This window comes from Aquimarina celericrescens (assembly GCF_042682765.1).
In the GTDB taxonomy this organism is placed as follows: Bacteria; Bacteroidota; Bacteroidia; order Flavobacteriales; family Flavobacteriaceae; genus Aquimarina; species Aquimarina celericrescens.
Map to the genome: position 1 here is coordinate 464,411 of NZ_JBHUHY010000002.1, position 20,749 is coordinate 485,159.

The following is a 20,749-nucleotide window of genomic DNA, read 5'->3' on the forward strand; positions in this document are numbered from 1 at the left end:
CGTTTACTTTCTCTTAATTTTAATGGTTTTACTTGGTTAACTTTTTGGTTATTAGGTGTGGTTACTCGTTACTCCAGTTTAATCTATCCATTTGATTAAATGGCCATGGCGCGCCATTATTTTCAATATTAGACATCATATTATTTAGATCAGATGGTGCGGCGCTTTGCTCCATTACCAGATATCTTCTCATATCGATAATAATTGATAAAGGACTAATACTCACAGGACATGCCTCTACGCATGCATTACAACTTGTGCACGCCCATAACTCTTCTGCTGTGATATAATCGTTTAATAATTGCTTTCCGTCATCTACAAAACTTCCATTCTTATCAATATTATCACCCACTTCTTTTAGACGATCGCGGGTATCCATCATAATTTTTCGTGGAGATAGCTTTTTCCCAGTTTGGTTGGCCGGGCATTCACTCGTGCAACGGCCACATTCCGTACAGGTATATGCGTTAAGGAGTTGTGCCCAGTTAAGATCCATCACATCAGAGGCCCCAAACTTCTCTGGTTCTCCTTCTGGTTCGTCACCAGCAGGCGTTGCAAAAGGATCTGCACTGGGATCCATCATTAACTTTACTTCATTGGTTACAGCCTCTAAATTATCAAACTCTCCTTGAGGTTTTAAATCACCATAATACGTATTTGGAAATGCCAAAAGAATATGCAAATGTTTTGAAAAGTATAAGTAATTTAAAAATACGAGTATCCCCAATATATGAAGCCACCAGGCTCCTCTTTCCAAAAGTACCAGGCTTCCTTCTGACATCCCATTAAAAAGGGGTGATATAAATTGGCTAACAGGATAAGATCCTGCTTTGATATAGTGATCCGCTCCTAGTTCTTGCAATTGTAAATCAGCTGCATTCATCGTTAAGAACAAAGTCATAAGCACAACTTCAAAATACAAGATAATATTTCCATCATTTTTTGGCCAACCCTTAAGAGTTTTAAAACGTCTTATGTTAATTACATTTCGACGAATCCAAAATATTATCACACTCACCAAAACTAACAACGCCAGAATCTCAAAAGATGCAATTAGGAAATTATAGAATCCTCCTAGAAATCCAAAAATCCTATGCGTACCAAAAATCCCATCTATTATAATTTCTAAGACTTCGATATTAATAATAATAAAACCCAGATATACGATAACATGCAATACTCCAGCTATGGGCCTTCTTACCATTTTGGACTGTCCAAAAGCAATCATAGCCATATTCTTAAATCGTTCACCTTTGTTATCTGATCGATCAACATCTTTACCAAGACGAATATTACGGATCACTTTTCGGATGTTCCTGGTAAAATATCCAATCCCAGCCACAAGGGCAATTACAAATAAGATATTAGGTATATATTGCATAGTTTTTAATTTATCGAGTCTGTGGGTTTTTCGTAAGGTTTATTTTTTCTTCCAAAAACTGAAAGGTGAACATACCGTTTCGGATTTAATCTTAAATCCTGAAGTAGTAGTTCTAGTTGCTTACTTGTACTTTCTAAATTATCATATAATTTTTCATCTTTAAGCAACTTTCCTGCGGTTCCTTTTCCTGCATTCAAGTCTATTGAAATCTTTTCAAAATTAGCCAAAACAACTTCTAGCTCCTTTCCAATTTGTTTTATGTTAATCTGAGAAAGAGAATCTGATACTTTATTAAGTTTTGTAGAGATCTCATCAGCATTCGAGAAGGCATTACTAAGTTTTTCTTCGTTATTAGCTAATAAATTATTAAGTCTGATCGATGTTCCCTTAAATTGTTTAACACTAACGCTTAAATCTTTAAAAATAGAATTTAGATTATTTTGACTATCTACATTCAAAATATTATTAACCGAGGTTAACAAGGTATCTGCATCTGTTATAGCAGCTTCGAGCTTGGCCTGCAAGGGAGCAAGTTTATCATTTACCAACTCAAGCAAACCAGGTTCTAATCTACCTGGTAAGGTATCACCATCTTTGGCTTCAAGCCCTTGTTCATATTCAGGAATGATAGCAAGAGACTTGCCTCCTATCAATCCCCCACCGTATACCTTTGCCTCACTATTTTTTGAAAAAGCAAAATCACTATCAACATTAAACTCTACTACCAAATTACCTTCGGTATCGGCAAAACGGATGGCTACCACTTGTCCAACAACCAAACCGTTGATCGTTACGGGTGATGAAGGAATAAGTCCTTCTACATTTTTATAGACCGCGTATAACGTTCTATCATTCTCAAGAAGATTTTTCCCTTTTAAAAAACTATATCCAAAAATTAAAAGTGCTATAGCACAAACAGCTAATATTCCGGTTTTGACTTCTCGAGTAATTTTCAAAATAGATTTAATTTTAGGTCACAAATTTAGAATAAAAAATAGATTTCCCCTGATTATTTTTTAAGGAATTCTTAGTATTTATTAAGATTAGTTAGAAGATGTATTGGCTTTTAGTGCTTCTGCTAACGGAATTGATTCATTATTGCGAAAAGCTACAACAAAACTGGAGTCAAACCCTTTACCAACAGCAATTTCTCTAAGTTCTTGGATCAATGTATAGTTTGAAGTACTTCCAAAGTAATATTTATACAAATCACCTGTTTTCATCTTCGATAACTGATCTAAACCATTAAAATTAAATGGTTCAAGTTCTATATCTGTAGAACCTGCAGCAATTTGCACTTTAAATGTTACATCTTCATAGACTTTATCTCCTTTCATTTGAGCAGTAGTATTTACCAGCTCACTAGTCTCTTGTTTTGGTACATAATATATGGCATCAAGGCTTTCTTTATAGTCAATTATAGAAGTTGTTATTGATTTTGCCATATTCTCTTGTCCCTTTTTAGAATTTAAGTATTTCCCTTCACTATGATTAGTTAGAAAACCAAGTTCGATAAGAACACTTGGCATATACGTTTGATGTAGCACTACAAAACCAGCCTGTTTTACTCCTCTACTCTTTCTTTCTAACGTCTTTTTAAATCGATTTTGTACAAAACTGGCTAGTGTTAGACTTTGATCAAGGTATTCTTCTTGCATTAAAGTGAGTCCTATAATAGACTCTGGAGAATTAGGATCAAAACCATCATAATTAGCCTCATAATTATCCTCTAACAGAATTACCGAGTTCTCATTCTTGGCTACATTAAAATTCTCATTATTAGCGTGTAATCCCAAAACAAATGTTTCGGTACCATGCGCTTGAGAACGGTGCGAATTACAATGCACAGAAACAAAAAGATCTGCATTTGCCTTATTGGCAATTTTTCCTCTTTCATGCAATTCTATAAATTCATCAGTTTTTCGCGTATAAACAACTTCAAACCTTGGATCTTTTTCCAATTCTGCACCAATAGCCAAAACAACATTCAAAGAAATTTCTTTTTCCTTATATCCATTTCCTCTATTTCCAGGATCGTGCCCACCATGTCCTGCATCCAAAACCACCACAAACTTCTTTTCACCCTGTAAAGCATCAGGCAATTGAAATGCGGAAAGGACAAAAATTAAACCTCCAAGAAAAATACTATATGCTATATTTCGTTTCATTAATTAAAAATAATTTTATGGTATCCCTGAAACATTGTATTCATATTTCAGTTTTTAATAATAGATCTTAAAACGTATAAGGTTATGATTCATAAAAATAATTCTATCCCCTCTATGTTTAAACGCTTTTGGGAATGTACTTATGACATAATTTTTTATTTTTTTATCAATTACAATCTAAGCTTTAAAAATATATGTAATTTTGGCACTTCAAAAACTAAGCCATAGTTATACAAAAATAGGATATAAACCATTGCAAACAACGGTACGATACATACTTTATTCACTAAGTTTTTCACTTTTTTGTATTTGTCAAATTACGGCACAAGAAACAAATAAGACTACAGAGGTACCTATTCCTGCCCAAAAAGAATCTATTGCAATAGATTCTACAAAAGCAGTTACTCTTAATCCTGAAGAACTTATAAGCGAAAAAGCTCAGGATACCACCAAAAAAGATACGTTAGCTCCCGAGCCACAGTTTTTGACCGATAAAGTGGACTATAAGGCTACCGATTACATGCGATTAAGCCGTAAAGAGAACAAAATGTATCTTTATAATGAAGCCGAAATTATTTACGGGGATATGCAAATCAATGCCGGCTTTATTGTAGTAGATAATGAAAAAAGTGAGGTATATGCCTATGGTATAAAAGATTCTTTGGGCAAGTATACCCAAACACCAATATTTAAACAAGCGCAAAATGTGGTAGAGCCCGATTCTATTCGTTTTAACTTTGATACCGAAAAGGCCCTGATTTACAACTCCAGAACAGAACAAAACGGATTTAAGATTAAAAACGAAATCTCGAAGCGTGAAAATGATTCTGTTATTTATATGCGGAATGTAAAATTTACCACCTCAGAAAATATCGAGGATCCCGAATATTACTTCTACGCAAGGCGTATAAAATTTGTACCTAAAAAGAAAATTGTAACAGGATTAGTCAATATGTTTATTGCAGATGTCCCTACTCCTTTAGGATTACCTTTTGGCTATTTTCCGCTTTCAGAAGATAGAACTTCAGGGTTTATAATTCCCAATCCAGGAGAAGAAAACAACAGAGGATATTTTCTACAAAACGGAGGATATTATTTTGCAATTAGTGATTATGTAGATCTAACACTGCTGGGAGACTACTACACTAATGGAAGTTATACCTTTGCTATAGAATCTGCCTATGCGTTACGATATAAATTTAGAGGTAACTTAAGGTTTAGGTTCGAGAATAATTTGCAAAGTGAACGAGGGTTTCCAGATTTTTCAAGAACTACAACCTATAATATTCAATGGACGCATAGTCAGGATGCAAAAGCTAGCCCTAATTCTCGTTTTTCTGCTTCGGTGAATTTTGGTAGTAGCGATTTTTTTCAGCAATCTACAAACCAATTAAATACTGGTAACTTCTTAAATAACCAGATCAGTTCTTCTATATCGTATTCAAAAACAATTCCCGGTGATCCGCAAGTAAATATTAACCTGGCTGCTACACATAATTCTAATACGAATACAGGTATCGTAAATATGTCATTGCCAAACATGAATGCCAGTGTCTCTAGAGTTTTTCCGTTTGCTCCTAAGGTTGGTGTAAAAAAAGGAATTATTCAGAATATTAATACACAATACAATTTTAGAGGAGAAAATAGAATTGTCACTACCGATGATGATATTTTTTCCGCAGAAATGTTTGAAGGAGCCACATTAGGAATGCAACATTCTATTCCTGTAAGTACGAATTTTAAGATTTTTAAATATATAAGTGCTACTGCAGGTACCAATTATCAGGAAAACTGGGTTTTTGAGACCATTAAACAAGACTATGACCCCGAGGCCAACAACGGTGCGGGTGCAGTAGTAAGAGATACCATTCAAGGTTTTGATGCTTTTCGTACCTATAATTTTTCTGCTAGTTTGGGAACTACTATCTATGGAACTTTTAATTTTAAGAAGGGTAAAAAAATACAAGCTATTAGACATACAATGCGCCCCTCGGTAAGTTATAGCATCAACCCTGCTTTTGATCAATACTACGAACGTTTTGAAAATCCGCAGCCAGATGATCCTGATACCGAGATCAATGAATCAGAGTTTGAATATTCAAGGTTTGAAGGTGGTTTTTTTGGGCCCCCAAGCAATGTTTTCTCAAGCAGTATTGGTTTTTCATTAAGTAATAACCTCGAGATGAAGGTAAAAGATAAAGATACTACAGCCACAGAAGCCAAAAAAGTAGTTTTGTTAAACAACCTGAATTTTAGTACTGCATACAATATAGCCGGAGACTCTCTGAAATTAAGTCCGATCTCGGTCACTGGAAATATTCCTATTATTCAAAATAAGTTGGATATTAACTTTAGTGCTCAATTGGACCCCTATGCTTTGGATAATAATAATCGAAAGATTGATGTATGGAACATCGAAAACGGCGGAAGTCTTTTTAGACTTACCAGAGCCAGTGCTAACTTCGGATATTCATTTTCTAGTGCAGATTTTGAAAAGGGCAAAGCAATTGAAGATCCTTTAAAAAATCAAAATCTTCGAAATGGTGGTCGGGCCGATGATCTTTTCGGTGGTGTAACCGATTTTGGTGAAGATCGATCCTTTGACAGAGACCGAAGTAAAGAAATAGACCCCGATACCAAGGATTATAATTATAAAATACCATGGACATTACGGCTCGCCTACAATATAAATTACAGCAATAATTCCAGGGAAAATACGATATCCTCGCATTCGCTTCAGTTTTCTGGTGATGTTGAAATTGCTCCGCGTTGGTCGGTCGGAGTCTCTTCGGGATATGACTTTGCAAATCCAGGATTTACTTTTACCAACCTCAGGTTCCAGCGGGATCTTGAGAGCTGGACCATGAACTTTAACTGGATACCGTTTAGCGAACGTACTTCATGGAATTTCTTTATAGGTATTAAATCCTCTGCACTTAGTGATATTAAATGGGATAAGAGACGTGAACCCGATAGACAACTGTAAAATAGGGTAAAGGTTTGAGGTAAAATTATGAACTAAATATAGCAACACATGAAAAAAATTATTACAACTTCCAAAGCTCCTGCTCCAATTGGCCCCTATAACCAGGCTATCCTAAACGGAAATACATTATATACTTCTGGACAAATTGCTATGAATCCTGAAACAGGAGAATTAGTACTTGATGATATCAAAACTGAAACCGAGCAGGTAATGCAAAATCTAAAAGCGATCCTTGACGAAGTCGGAATGACCTTTGAGAATGTAATTAAAACCACTATTTTTCTTAACAACATGAACAACTTTGCCCAGGTAAATGAAGTTTATGGCGCTTATTTTAATGAAGATACCGCCCCTGCCAGAGAGACTGTGGCGGTGGTCGCTTTACCAAAATTAGTTAATGTAGAAATCTCGGTCATTGCAGTTAATCAGGTCTAAATTCAACATACACACTCAAAATAAAAACATCATTTTTTCGTTAGTAAGCTACTAAACCTACTAGTAAAATGGAGTTTAACCCACACATTAATCGATCTTTTTGCTACCTGAGAAGATCGATTTTTTTATGCTCAATATTGATCTTTACCCTAGGCTGTTCTTCAGACGACTCTGATGGCGATAGAAATGGTGGTAACGAAGACCCCAATCTCGAAAACATAGTTTTTACCAATACTACCACTGCTACAGATAGCAATGGCAATACTTATGAAGTAGGTTTTAACCAAGTTTCCTCTATTAATCAAGATCCTTTTATACGAAAGAAAAATCCTGCTGGCGAAACGGTATGGTATATCGAACATGAAAAATCTGAGGTAGACGGAAGAGCCAAGATGATCTTGATTGATAGTAATAATACGCCCTGGGTGGTATTTACTGTAGTGGGTGGTAGTAATAATCTTACTTACATTACCACCGAAGCGGTAGAAGATGGGGCTTTCTCTAACGTATATCAACGAAATTATGGTAATGGCGGCGGACCCAAAGTATCAATTATCGCCAAGTTAAATCCTGATACAGGCAAGATCCAAAAAGCCACGTATATCATAGCCAAAAAAAATGATGGTAAGACCAATGGTTTTAATATACAAGAGATTGGTATCAAAAATCAAAATATAGTCATACAGGTAGAATCTGTAGCCTGGCCACCAGGAACCGGAACCACTTACCAAAGATTTCCAGGCATTACTGATGCCGATCGCATTGATGGAGTATTTAAAATGTACTACGAAGTAAAAACCGATCTTACCGAAATTGTGGATGCTAGGATTTTAAGAAATTAGAGATATCCAAGAACCTACTCCATTTGGTCATCTGCGGTAGGGCCAAAAGAAGGAGGAACAGCAATATCTAATAACCTGAAATACACTCCCAACTGTGCTCTGTGGTGAATGATTTGTCCCAACGCATGCCGTATTACTTCGTATTTTGTAAATACCCAATACACTTGATCCCCACTACGCATCGTCCAGTTGGGTAGTAAATCATCTTCATGGGCATTGTTCAGCCTTGTTTTACCTTTCTTGTACGTTTCCTCCAACAGATCCAACAGCTCTTTGGTACTTTTTACCGGGGTTGGTTCATACGGAGTTTTGGCAAAATCAAGTTCGTTGGTGGTGAGTGCAGTATCGATCCATCCAGGTATTTCGGCTAGATGAACTGCCAGTAATTGCATCGACATACTTTTTTTGTCTGGTTTCCATCTGAATTTATCACCTGGTACCAACTCTAAAAATTTTCGTAAGGTTGCTACTTCGTCATCTAATTCTTTTACTAATAACGGTATGATTTGCATGATTTATGGTTTTAAAGATTGTTTACTTTAAAGATACCACAATCCAGCTCACCAACTTGTTGTCGATTTCTTAAAAATAGGAGAAATGCACTACAGTAACTTGAGTCCGGTATAATATTTATTGATCATCTGTTTTTTTATAAACTTGATAAGTTCCTTCTCCCAGAGGGAGAGGAAACACCATATACTTATTAATAACTGTTTAATACAGATTTTAAATTTAAATTATATCAAACTCACGTTATATCATGCCTTTACTACCCTCGTCTTTGATAAGGTATCGTGCCATCCCGGACCGTCTCCCAAAAACGAGAATGCATCAAAAGGTATATAACGACATAAGCTACGTAGTAGGATTCTAGTAGCATCAGGAGTATTACCCTCTTCATCAACCACCTTGGTCCCTGTGATTAATTTACCCAAGGTTCTACCTGTGATCATCTCAAACAATGTATAATAAATCATACCAATAATCATCCCAAACACATAATCCATTAATCGTCCTCCTTGCTCTAGGGCAGATACAGTATCAGGAGATACCAATGCCCATAACACACCAATCACAACACCAAAAACTAAGATAAATATATAATCAATTAAACGATTAGCAAATCGTTTTCCCTTGCTTACCTCGTTATTATAAATTGCACGCGTAGCTGCAGCTGCTGTTGCTTTTTCTTTTAGCGCTACATCTTCGTCAAACGAGGGACAAGTCTCCTCAAAATCGGCTATGGCATTTCTAAGGCCACAGATGATCCCTTGTTTCATATCAAACTTTTGATTTTTGCAGATTTTGCAAAATTGTAGTTGTTCTTGTCTGTTCATGATGGTTAGTTTATTTTACTGGTTGTCCGTGTAGTATGAATTGAGTTGGTTACTTATTTTTTATTTTTTGTTGGTGCAGACACATGAGCTATAGCTTTTTACTTTATCGTTGGCGTACAAATTATAAATTCAACTTACTGGATTTAATCAAAGTCTTACAATATTTGGAATAGCAGCACATAAATTCATTAAAAACAATACTTATGCTATAAAATGATAAAGGCCTCTTGTAAAGAGAGTTTTGCGTGAGAGATCACGAATCTAAGTAATTAATTTGAAAAGGGTGTACGGATTTCCGTAAGAGGTGCAGGGGATTTTTCCCCTGTTTAGGAGGGCTTAAGTCTTACTATTGCTCGAAAAAAGTTCGATGAAAATTGTTAATAAAAATTTATAATTGCAAAAAAACACCTCCCTAACCCCCCTCAAGGAGGGTATTGATAGGTTTTTCTAGTGTTTGTTTGCGTGACGGTACACTTCGACTACGCTAGCTCAGGGTTCGAATCAGTACCGAGGGCTGAGGCTCCCGAAGCCCGGAATTGTTTTTCCAAGAACAGCATAATCAAAATCAGGTTCTCGATACATCCCGATTATCATTGGGACACTCGAACTGATGCATTTTGATTATATTCAATATTCTAACTACTCAATACTAAGTGCTAACTACCTATTTACGTTGAAAGTATATCAGAGATACGAAGGAGTTCCTTATTAATTCCATAATCTTCTTTTAATCCCTCTTCAAAACTTGTCATTCTTATTTCATTATTGAGTAATCCCACCATGACATTTTTTTCGCCATCCAATAATAATTCAACGGCTTTTACACATAATCGACTTGCTAAAGTTCTATCAAAACAAGTGGGAGAACCGCCACGTTGAACATGTCCCAACACGGTAACTCTTACATCATAATCGGGTAGGTTTTCTGTAACGTAATCTGCCAATTCGAATACATTTTTACCGATTTTATCTCCTTCGCTTACGACTACGATACTTGAGGATTTTCCCGATCGTTTACTGCGTTTCAATGATTCCAACAATCGGTCGAGTCCCATATCTTCTTCTGGGATCAGAATTTCTTCGGCCCCGGCTCCAACTCCGGTATTCAGTGCGATAAAGCCAGAATCACGACCCATTACTTCAATAAAAAATAAGCGATCATGCGAACTTGCTGTATCCCGTATTTTATCAATGGCATCAATGACTGTATTTAATGCAGTATCATATCCTATGGTATAATTAGTACCGGCAATATCGTTATCGATTGTGCCAGGTACCCCAATCACCGAAATATCATGTTCTTCACTAAAAATTTGTCCGCCCCTGAAGGTTCCGTCACCACCAATCAATACCATAGCATCAACGTCTAATTCTTTGAGATGCCTGGCCGCTTTTTTTCTTCCCGCCGGGGTTCTAAATTCTTCTGATCTGGCAGATTTGAGAATGGTGCCTCCACTACTTATAATATTGCGCACACTACGAGCATTTAGGACGCAATGATCGCCTTCGATCATTCCTTGAAACCCTCTATAAAATCCTATACATTTTACATTATAGTAAGCACAAGCTCTAGCTACCGCACGAATAGCAGCGTTCATCCCAGGAGAGTCTCCCCCTGAAGTCATTACGCCAATAGTTCTGATCTCTTTTGCCATGTAGTATTGTTGTTTAGTTGGTTATTAATGTTTTATAAATCATATATTGCCGACATCAAAAGTGTGAATTTGAATGGTAAAGAAAAGTACTCGAAAGTTACTTATTCTTTTCTGTAAAGTTAATAAAATCCGGGGGTTCAATTTTAACTGTATCCTTAGGTTTTATGATCGAATCTTTAACTTTTTTGCTTTTGAAAATTTTGGCATAAAGTTCATTGAAATTATCAAAATCTACAGAATATGAGAGTCCCACTCCTTGCTCATATCCTTGATTGGCGGTACCAATAAACTGTATTTCATCTTGGCGGTTAAAAATCTTTCCGCGTAGCGTGCCGTCTTCATTAAAAAGATACTCTACCTCAACATCACCAACTACAGCAGATTCGTTTACTCCCCCAACGGGCACTCCTACCCGACCGTTAATCAAAATGCGATTATTGATCTGTGTAGAAAGTGTAAGACCAAATTGATCGTTATTTTCCTGATCCAGCGTTCGAACTCCTTGTACATAATTTAATCCCACCTGAAATTTATCATCCTCATCAGAAAATATTCCATTAAACAGACTCGATGCACGCTCTGCGACCAAACCTCCGGTTATTGCACCGGTATTAAGTGATCCATTATAAAACTGCCCAGAAGACACTAGGGACAATGCCTGTAATTCCATATTTGATTGATCACTAAGTCTGTAATCTAATTCACTTTTTACTACTGAACTTAGGTTGGGAAACTCAATGTTAAAATTAATGTCTGGTTGTATAAGTTGTCCTCGAAGGTCTACGACTACTTCTACAGGGATTTCGCGATTAATAGAAGCACTTTCGAGTAATATTGCAGGGTTTGCTTCGGTTTTATACACAGCGCTAAGGTCTAATACCGCTCTAGTTGGGCTTCCGTCCCAGTTAATAGTTCCCCCATCCCGCACTGTAAATATTTTTTCTACAAAGGCTCCGTATCTAAAATTATAACTTCCTTCATACGCCACAAAATCCCCCCACATGTTAAATTTACCATTGGTATTGATTTCGATAAGCAACGTACCCGCCCCACGACCTTTTAATGTACTTCCTGTATTTTTATCAATTACAATTTCTACTTCGGCATTATCATTTACATCCAGTTCGAAATTAAGTTCAAGTCCTTTTATATCCTCTAATTCAATCTCTTTTCCTTCTAATCGGGCTTTCTTTTCTTCGGGACTTAAGAAATGGATATATGAATTGTCTCCTATAGATTCTGTTTCGTTTAGCGGAATTTTAAAAACTGTTCCTTCTTCGGTGGTCGCATTAACATCGATCACCAATTCATCGGTAGGGCCTGTTATTCTAGCCTCGCCACTTATAAATCCAGTACCGTAATACAAAGATTCTTCATCTTCTTCGGTATCAAGAACCAGTAGTCGTTCATTAGCAAGAATCTCTAATCCCATATCCCATTTAGAAAAACGACGATGGGCAATATATCCTTTAAGAATACCTTCGGTATTATATTTGGTATCCCTTATATTAATGTTATCAAATTTGAACCGCTGCTTATTCAATACAACTCTTGAGTTATTTTCAAAATTTAAGTCGACATTCAGGTATGGGAAGGTAAGTCCGACCTGATTTAAATTCAGATACCCATCAATTGAAGGATTTTTATAATCTCCAGAAACTTTAGCCTCACCTGAAACGAACCCTCTCATATTTGAGATGACGACTCCTCCTAACGCACTAAACTCTGAAATATCGAACTTATCAAAATCCAAATCAACATCTATTGACGAATTACTTTCTGAAACGTTGATCGCACCTATTGCCGATAGTGTGCGTTGCCCTTCATTATTGATAAGTCGCGTGTTTACGTTATATTCAGTAAGATCTGCGTTACCGGCTACATCGAGTTTTAATGTTCCTAATGCTGTCTGATTTATGGCCAGGCCCTCTACTTCAATAGTAGAGTTAGGAAAATAAGAGCCCTTTTCCTGTAGTATAGCCAGCTCACCGTTTACTGTACCCTCAAAATTTAAGCTATCTATTCTGGGTGTAATTTTATGGAGATCCACCTGATCAAAAGTCGCTTTGATATTCTTATAATTCTCTCCTCGGGTTACCCCATTGATTTTTATCTCTTCATCCTGATAAGTAAGAATCACAGATTGTATATCTATATTATTGAAATCGTTATCAAAAATTACCTTATTCTCATCCTTATTTTTTTCACGATTTGCATACCAGGTATAGCCTTTATAGGTGAAATCTGATTTTCTCAATCCTATGACCGAATTATTTTCTTCATTAATCGTATGATAAAACTCAAGGTTGAAGTTATCTACATTATTTTTTCCACCTTTAAATTCTGAACGCATAAATAAGGTATCTTTTAAGGTCACATTAATCAAACTAAACTCTGAAGCATCATAAAAGTTTGTATCTATACTATCAATAGCCACATACGTATTAAAAAGGGGGTTTTTATTATCTACTTGAATATCAATGTCTTCAAAATAGTTTCCAAAGGCTGTGATTGATGGAGATTTGAATGTAAGTTTAAATTCTGATTCATTACTTTCTACCCTTCCTCTAATGAATGTTTTAGGTTCAAATTGAATTTCGGGAAAGAATACATCTACAATTTTATTATAAATGCTAAAATTAAACTCCATAAACTCATCGTCTGTAATTTCGGTAGCTTCAAAATTGGTATATAAACTACCTATAGAATTCCTAAAAAGATCATAGACATTTTCAACTCTAAAAATTCCTTTAACGCTTCCTTCTACAATGTCTGGACTATTAATGGTAACAGTTCGCACTCTATCGTCATCAAAACTAGAAGTAATGTCAAAATCTTCAAAATAGTATCCAGCATTTTGATTGGTATACAATGTTTTTGCAAATGAAATTGTTCCAAAGGCGTCGTTTATACCAGTACCCTTCATATCCATATACACATCACCATTGAGAATTGAAACGCTATCTCTGGTGAAAATGTTTAGTTTATTAAGATCTAGGTGGTCTACATTAGCTACAAAATCATAATTATTAATTTCTTCAGACAGATCTGCCACACCCTTAAAAGTGAACCTGGCATTTGGATCACGAGAGCTTAAATCACCATCGAATACACGGTCTTTGAGATTTCCTAATGCCTTCATGTTGTTATAGGCATAACCATTAACCTCTAATTTATTTATATCTCCCTCGATCTTAGTATTTAAACTTTCTAACGTAAAACCACTACCGTCTACATGAATATCAAAAGCTGAATTTCCTATTGATTCTTGTCCCAATAATTGACCCAGGTTAAAATTACTGGAAATAACATTTCCATTATATGTAGATTTGGTTAGGTCGTCCAGATTCTCTAATAAGACAAACGCATTTAATTTTCCTAATTGAGAGAAGAAATCCATATCTAAATCTACAGCTTTGGTAGTTACTGTCGCATTGCCTATGGCCATTACACTACCAAATTGATATAATGGCTTTGGTAAAGCATCGCCCAAAACCATTGGCAAGAGGTTAATCAGATCATAATAATTGGTGGTTAGGTTATCAAAATCGCCATCTAATCTAAACTTTGAAGCATCAGCAACTGCGTTCTGGATTCTAATCTCTCCCTTTATTGAAGTTCTATCAAGACCATATATATTTGCATTAACCACTTTGAAGTCATTAAGAATACCATTTATAGAAGTATTTCGTATTTTGAACTGCTGATTTTTACCAAATTCTTTATAAAAGGGAATCAAATCATTCGTTGATATTACAGCTCGGTTAAAAATTGCAGTAATGTTAACTTTGTTTTCAAAATCACTTAGCCCATCTACTTCATAAGAAAATCGTATATCACCTTCTACCTTAGAATCAGGTGTTTCAATACTCAATTCCTGAAAATTCATTTCTTCGGGCTTAACAGAAAAACAAGTTTGCAACTTAGAAACTTTTAAGCCTCTTTTATCATCAAATCCCAAGCTGTTAATATTTACATAGACATCGGGACCATCGACCATTAAATTTTCTGCATCAAGCAGGATATTAGAATACTGAATAACGTTTGGGTTATTTAAATTTTCGTTTATGAAACTATATCGTCCATTATTAATAAATATTTGTTCTGTTGTGAGAAGAAACCTTTGGCCAGAAGGAGTAGCATTGTCGTTGTCGAACTTACGAATAAACGTCATAAGATTATCACTGGTTTCATTCTTATAGACTTTCATTTTGAAAGTAAGATCTTTGATAGAAACATCACCTAGCTCTGGTCTGTTATCAAGTACGTCGTTCATACTGCCTATTGAAGTTCTAATACTGGTCGCATATAGTAATGTATCCTCATGGTGATCTTTTACAAAAACTTCTTTAAGCCTTATGCTTCCTGCATAAGTCAAACCAATACGATCAATATTTATATCAACTCCATATTCTGAATTTAAATAACCCGTCACTTTTTTACCAAGAAAAGTTTGTACATCAGGTATAGAAAATGTGACCATTATAAATGCAGAAAGTGATAAAAGGACAAGAAATATCCTTAACAATATTTTCCTTAATTTTTTGATACGTTTTATTGTTTTAACTTTGCAGACAATATTAACAATTTCTATGCCCTTTTCCTCATAATGAATCCACAAAAAATATACATTCTTGGTATTGAGTCCTCATGTGATGATACCTCTGCAGCTATATTATGCAACGGAAAAGTTTTATCAAATGTTGTAGCCTCTCAAAAAATACACGAACAATATGGCGGGGTGGTTCCTGAATTAGCCTCGCGGGCGCATCAACAAAACATTGTCCCGGTGATCGATCAGGCCATTAAACAAGCAGGGATTGAGAAAAAAGATCTAAGTGCAATCGCTTTTACGCAAGGTCCGGGATTAATGGGCTCTTTATTGGTAGGCACGTCTTTTGCAAAGTCTTTGGCTCTTGCTCTTGATATACCGCTAATAGATGTACACCATATGCAAGCGCACATTCTGGCACATTTTATAGAAGAAGATGAATTTGAACAACCAGAATTTCCGTTTTTGGCTATGACCATAAGTGGTGGACATACACAAATTGTAAAGGTAAATGATCACTTTGATATGGAAATTATTGGAGAAACCATTGATGATGCAGTTGGTGAAGCTTTTGATAAAAGTGCTAAAATATTAGGATTATCGTATCCAGGAGGGCCGCTTATTGATAAATATGCGCAATTGGGAAACCCAAAGGCATTTCCGTTCCCGAAACCAAAAGTTGGTGAGCTTAATTTCAGTTTCAGCGGGCTCAAAACATCGGTACTTTATTTCATCCAGAAAATGGTGAAAGAGAATCCAAATTTCATTGAAGAAAATCTTAATGACATCTGTGCTTCGTTACAATATACGATCATTAATATTCTTGTTGATAAGTTGAAAAAAGCTTCTAAACAAACCGGGATTGAGAGTATTGCTATTGGTGGTGGTGTTTCGGCAAACTCTGGAATTAGAAAAGCCTTAAAAGAAGGGGAATATAAATACGGCTGGAAAACTTTTATACCCAAGTTCGAATATACTACAGATAATGCAGCCATGATTGGTATCGTGGGGTATCTTAAATTTTTAAAGGGTGATTTTACTGATATGAGTGTCGTTGCAAAAGCCCGAGTTAAGTTTTAATCATTTAATGGTTGATGGAATTTAAAAATTGTTTTTTAATCTTTTTGGGCTTTGCGTCTTTATAACTTCTATAATTTTAACTACTAAGTACTGATGACTCAATACTAACAAAAATGCAATTATTCTATAACCCTACATTATCAGAATCGAGTACCGAAATAAAATTCTCCAGGGAAGAAAGTAAACATATTACAAAGGTTCTTCGCAAAAAAGAAGATGATATATTACATATTACCAATGGAAAGGGGCATTTATTTACGGCTCGTATTACTTTTTCTAATCCGTCGCAGTGCTTTGCTATAATTGATTCTTTTGACACACGACCCCTTAGGCCATATAAACTTCATCTTGCCGTAGCGCCAACCAAAATGAATGATCGTTATGAATGGTTTTTAGAGAAAGCTACAGAAATTGGTATTGATCAAATTACTCCTGTTATTTGTGATCATAGTGAACGAAAAGTAATCAAAGTAGAACGTTTTGAGCGTATTCTACAAAGTGCCATGAAGCAATCTCTGCAATCATATTTACCCCAACTGAATCCTGCAGTTTCGTTTTCTGAATTTATAGCACAGGAGCATACCGATCAATTATTGATCGCGCATTGCGAAGAAACCAAAAAACAATCTCTAAAAGATATTCTTCAACCAAAAACCAATGTTACTATCCTAATTGGTCCAGAAGGTGATTTCTCGACAAAAGAAATTGAATTGGCATTATCTTCAGGCTATACACCAGTAACTCTAGGAGACACAAGATTGCGTACCGAAACAGCCGCCATTGTTGCGACACATAGTGTTGCATTTATAAATGAATAGGTATTTATTTTGAGTTAGTAAACTACCTCGGGGTAAGCCCACGAGGCATTCGTAAGAAACAAATTTTTAATTTCGAGGAAAGCCTCGGGGTATTATACCCTTTGGCGGCGCCAATAAAAAACTGTCACATTTCGGTTTCTTTGAAGTGACAGTTTAATTTCCTATAGTTTGAACACCCGTTTTTTCTATTCTTTTAAAAATTTCAGGATATGGCTTTTACCATTTTCTGATTTTAGTTTTACAATATAAACCCCTGGATTTAAAGATTCTGTAGAAATTACAATGTCTCCTGTTTGACTTACATCATTATCTCCAACAACCTCTTTTCCTTTCATATCAAAGATTTTCATTTCTATTATTCTTGATACTTCACCAGTCCTGATGGTTAAAAGATTATTCACCGGATTGGGGAACAACTCTGCTTTTGGGTTCTTTTCGAGCGCTTTTATTTCTCCTGCTCTAAAACCACTTGCCGTACCACATATATCTTCTTTGAATTCAATTTTAATTACAGGATGCTGTATTTCTCTATAATCATCTACAAAGATCTGCTGTACACTGCGCGTTACACATGGTTCGTGCTTAATTTCTTTGAGCTCTATTTCTTTTTCGCAAGGTGTTCCTGTTTTTCCTGTATCGGTAGTTTCTACAAGGTATTTGTCTATACCACCAGCACCAATAGAAGATGTAAATCCCGTAAAAGCAAAACCTTTATCAAAATCATCACTTACAAGCTCTATCCCAATTTCCGTTCCATTTCTACCATAATTGCGAGCCCATAATAAGTTACCTCCACTATCGGTCTGAAACAACATCGCTTTACGAGTAGAAGAAAGATTATTCAATCCCACTATCGTATATAGCTGTTTTCCAGAGGCATCTTGGGTGACTTCAATCCCATATCCATATTCACCTCTTTCGGTTCCGTAGGTTTTCATTCCTAAAAAGTTACCTCCATTACTCATGTATAGTAAGAATGCATCTTGCGAATTATTAATTCCGAAGCTATTGGTATATCCCGTAAGTACGAAGTCCCCATCTTTATTTTGCTTTACACATGTCGCTTCGTTTCTGTAACCAATTGTAGGGTCCAATTCATCTGGATATCCAAGAATTCTATTCCATTCAAGATTAAGATCTGGTTTTAACTTCACTACAAATAGATCTGTTGGTGGATTAGTCAAAGCACCACTTCCACCACATCTTCTGTTGGTAGTAGACCCCGAAATAACATATCCGCCATCTCGGGTTTGTTCTATCCATAATCCTCTTTGATCTCCTTCGCCACCAATTACAGTAGCTCCTGTAAGGTTTCCTTGAAAATCGGTTTTTACCACATATATGTTCGAACCCGGATATGCATTCCCATAACTTCTGGTTTCACCAACCATAATGTAACCCGGTTTTCCATTTTCATCTTTGATACTTTGTACACAATGAAAGGTATCTAGTCTTTCTCCCCCAAAAACTCTTGAGAAAACAGGAAAGCCGTTAGTATCTACCCCTACGAGAAACGCATCTCCTTGCCCAGCTCCATAACTATATGTGATTCCCGCCGCAACGTAGGCTACAGGGTTATTAGGACTGAAATAATTCGATTGTCGAACCGAATTGAAATATTCGTGACTCTCACCTCCATAAACACGTGACCAAATCTGATTTCCGTTAAGGTCGGTCTTAACTAAAGTGGCTTCAAGACTGCCAATATAACTACGGGCGGTATACCCGGCTATTAAATATCCTTTTTCTACTTTTTTAAGCTGAGTAAGTGATCTCCCCATATCCGACGTTTCCGTTCCGTAAGAATGTTGAAACTGTGAAAAGCTCATGTTCACCATAAAAAAACAGGCAATACAATAATAAATTGTTTTCATAATGATTTGAATTAAATTGGTTAATAAATATGTTTTCCTGTAATCCTGTGCAGTTTACGCTTAGACAATCTGCAATGGTAGTTCGAAGTTTTTCTGAATATACAGAACGGGGTAAGTAAATGATATAACATTAACAATGTTGGAGGCTAAATAATAACATCCCTTTATAAGTTCCTAGAGGTATACAACTGATAAACAAGGGTTAAACACCTACAACAAAGTAAGGTTTTACTGTAGCAACAACTCAATTAACGTATTCTTAAAGTATAGTTTACATCAGAAATCTATACCTTTACATATTCACAACCCTTAGTATTATGCCAAAGTTGATTTACTATATTTTTCCTTTAGTTTTTCTATTCGTGAATTGTTCTTCGAGCAACAATGATCCCGACACCTCTAATCCCGACAATAATCAAAATACAATTAGTGCTGTCGAATTTATCGATGAATTTGTCTTCCCGGATCAGGAGATTAATAGTGTTCCTATAGGTGGATTCTCGGGAATTGATTATCAAAACGGAAAATGGTATATCATCTGTGATACTTCTACTCCTCCCATTCGTTATTATGAAGCCAATATATCATATACAAAAGATGGTTTTCAGCATGTTGGTATTACAAACATGATCGAAATTAAAGATGCATCTGAAAATCCTTTGGAACAAGGTGTGGTAGATCCCGAAGCGATAAGACTTGATCCGGCTACCAATACTATTTTATACACTAGTGAAGGATCAATAAATAATGATATCGATCCTGCGCTCATAGAAATTTCTGCACAAGCAAATCAAATACGTAATTTTACGCTACCCGAGAACTTTAAAGCAAATTCTGCAAACGACAGCGCTGGACCTCGACATAACGGTGTTTTGGAAGGGTTATCAATAAGTTATGACAAGAAAGGATATTGGGTCTCATTTGAGCTGCCTCTTATTGAGGATGGTCCAGAACCCACCACCACAGATACCGAATCACCGGTAAGAATAACTTTTTTAAACAAAACAACTGGAATTGCAGAACGACAGTTTGCTTACGAACTGGATCCCGTTGCGAGAGCAGCTATGTTTGGGACGTCTTTTGAAGTTAACGGACTCGTAGAGATTATAGAATATGATAACAACAAATTTCTTGCCTTAGAGCGATCTTTTGCCTCTGGTTATTTAGATGGGGGAAATAATGTAAAGATCTATAAAATTGATGCTACCAATGCAACAAATACGCTAAACATAAATTCACTTGCTACAGAGACGTATGCTAAAGCTACCAAAACCTTACTTTTTGATTTTGAAACCATTCGCAGTCAATTAACTCGCAGTACAGTGGATAATCTGGAAGGCATCACTTTTGGCGCTGAACTAGAAGATGGAAGCAGAACGTTAGCTGTCATCTCAGATAATAACTTTAATTCGTTCTTTCCACAACTTACGCAATTGATCGTATTTAGGGTGATGCCTTAACATATTTTATTTTAAAATATCCAAACAATACACATAAATATAATTCAATATAGAAGATTTATAATTTTAGTGTTATGCCGTAGTAAATATAAAGCGCTCTGAGGCCTGCAGGAGATATTTTAAAGTATGCGACGAGCTCTCGCAGGACTGCAGGAGATATT

The 20,749-nt window shown here is 35.9% G+C and carries 14 protein-coding genes; 6 read left to right on the forward strand and 8 right to left on the reverse strand.

Features of this window, described 5'->3' with window-relative positions; translation table 11 throughout:
* Positions 1–61 precede the first annotated feature (61 nt).
* The 3 genes from ACFSJT_RS02115 to ACFSJT_RS02125 all read right to left on the reverse strand — a co-directional run bounded on the left by ACFSJT_RS02115 (position 62) and on the right by ACFSJT_RS02125 (position 3,549).
* Positions 62–1,381 carry a 4Fe-4S dicluster domain-containing protein gene (locus ACFSJT_RS02115; RefSeq protein WP_378318548.1) on the reverse strand — a complete coding sequence of 440 codons (1,320 nt, stop codon included), beginning with the start codon at positions 1,379–1,381 and terminating at the stop codon, positions 62–64.
* 5 nt (positions 1,382–1,386) lie between these two features.
* A complete protein-coding gene (locus tag ACFSJT_RS02120; RefSeq protein WP_378318549.1) occupies positions 1,387–2,337 on the reverse strand; it encodes an MlaD family protein in 951 nt (316 codons plus the stop codon).
* Positions 2,338–2,424: 87 nt separating this feature from the next.
* A complete protein-coding gene (locus tag ACFSJT_RS02125) occupies positions 2,425–3,549 on the reverse strand; it encodes an N-acetylmuramoyl-L-alanine amidase family protein (protein WP_378318550.1) in 1,125 nt (374 codons plus the stop codon).
* Positions 3,550–3,751: 202 nt separating this feature from the next.
* On the opposite strand from ACFSJT_RS02125, the gene ACFSJT_RS02130 reads away from it, so the two are divergent.
* The 3 genes from ACFSJT_RS02130 to ACFSJT_RS02140 all read left to right on the forward strand — a co-directional run bounded on the left by ACFSJT_RS02130 (position 3,752) and on the right by ACFSJT_RS02140 (position 7,812).
* The gene (locus tag ACFSJT_RS02130) at positions 3,752–6,535 is read left to right on the forward strand and encodes a putative LPS assembly protein LptD (RefSeq protein WP_378318551.1); all 2,784 of its coding nucleotides are present in this window, start codon (positions 3,752–3,754) and stop codon (positions 6,533–6,535) included.
* A 48-nt stretch (positions 6,536–6,583) separates the two neighbouring features.
* The gene (locus tag ACFSJT_RS02135; RefSeq protein ID WP_378318552.1) at positions 6,584–6,970 is read left to right on the forward strand and encodes a RidA family protein; all 387 of its coding nucleotides are present in this window, start codon (positions 6,584–6,586) and stop codon (positions 6,968–6,970) included.
* A 137-nt stretch (positions 6,971–7,107) separates the two neighbouring features.
* Positions 7,108–7,812 carry a hypothetical protein gene (locus ACFSJT_RS02140; RefSeq protein WP_378318553.1) on the forward strand — a complete coding sequence of 235 codons (705 nt, stop codon included), beginning with the start codon at positions 7,108–7,110 and terminating at the stop codon, positions 7,810–7,812.
* Between the two features lie 14 nt (positions 7,813–7,826).
* Here the strand turns inward: ACFSJT_RS02140 and ACFSJT_RS02145 are convergent, their stop codons facing one another.
* From ACFSJT_RS02145 to ACFSJT_RS02160, 4 genes are all read right to left on the reverse strand, one after another.
* Positions 7,827–8,324 carry a DinB family protein gene (locus ACFSJT_RS02145; RefSeq protein WP_378318554.1) on the reverse strand — a complete coding sequence of 166 codons (498 nt, stop codon included), beginning with the start codon at positions 8,322–8,324 and terminating at the stop codon, positions 7,827–7,829.
* Positions 8,325–8,570: 246 nt separating this feature from the next.
* Positions 8,571–9,149 (reverse strand): RDD family protein, encoded by a 579-nt coding sequence (locus ACFSJT_RS02150; RefSeq protein ID WP_378318555.1) that lies wholly within the window; start codon positions 9,147–9,149, stop codon positions 8,571–8,573.
* Between the two features lie 668 nt (positions 9,150–9,817).
* Positions 9,818–10,804, reverse strand: coding sequence for a 6-phosphofructokinase (gene pfkA / locus ACFSJT_RS02155; RefSeq protein WP_378318556.1), 987 nt, complete (start codon positions 10,802–10,804; stop codon positions 9,818–9,820).
* Positions 10,805–10,901: 97 nt separating this feature from the next.
* Complete coding sequence (locus tag ACFSJT_RS02160; RefSeq protein WP_378318557.1) at positions 10,902–15,287, reverse strand: translocation/assembly module TamB domain-containing protein; 4,386 nt, start codon at positions 15,285–15,287, stop codon at positions 10,902–10,904.
* A 126-nt stretch (positions 15,288–15,413) separates the two neighbouring features.
* On the opposite strand from ACFSJT_RS02160, the gene tsaD reads away from it, so the two are divergent.
* Both tsaD and ACFSJT_RS02170 read left to right on the forward strand, forming a co-directional pair.
* Positions 15,414–16,436, forward strand: coding sequence for a tRNA (adenosine(37)-N6)-threonylcarbamoyltransferase complex transferase subunit TsaD (gene tsaD, locus ACFSJT_RS02165; protein WP_378318558.1), 1,023 nt, complete (start codon positions 15,414–15,416; stop codon positions 16,434–16,436).
* A gap of 113 nt (positions 16,437–16,549) precedes the next feature.
* Positions 16,550–17,254 carry a 16S rRNA (uracil(1498)-N(3))-methyltransferase gene (locus ACFSJT_RS02170; RefSeq protein ID WP_378318559.1) on the forward strand — a complete coding sequence of 235 codons (705 nt, stop codon included), beginning with the start codon at positions 16,550–16,552 and terminating at the stop codon, positions 17,252–17,254.
* A 185-nt stretch (positions 17,255–17,439) separates the two neighbouring features.
* Here the strand turns inward: ACFSJT_RS02170 and ACFSJT_RS02175 are convergent, their stop codons facing one another.
* Complete coding sequence (locus ACFSJT_RS02175) at positions 17,440–19,128, reverse strand: T9SS type A sorting domain-containing protein (RefSeq protein WP_378318560.1); 1,689 nt, start codon at positions 19,126–19,128, stop codon at positions 17,440–17,442.
* A gap of 317 nt (positions 19,129–19,445) precedes the next feature.
* On the opposite strand from ACFSJT_RS02175, the gene ACFSJT_RS02180 reads away from it, so the two are divergent.
* Positions 19,446–20,588 carry an esterase-like activity of phytase family protein gene (locus ACFSJT_RS02180; protein WP_378318561.1) on the forward strand — a complete coding sequence of 381 codons (1,143 nt, stop codon included), beginning with the start codon at positions 19,446–19,448 and terminating at the stop codon, positions 20,586–20,588.
* Positions 20,589–20,749: the final 161 nt, after the last annotated feature.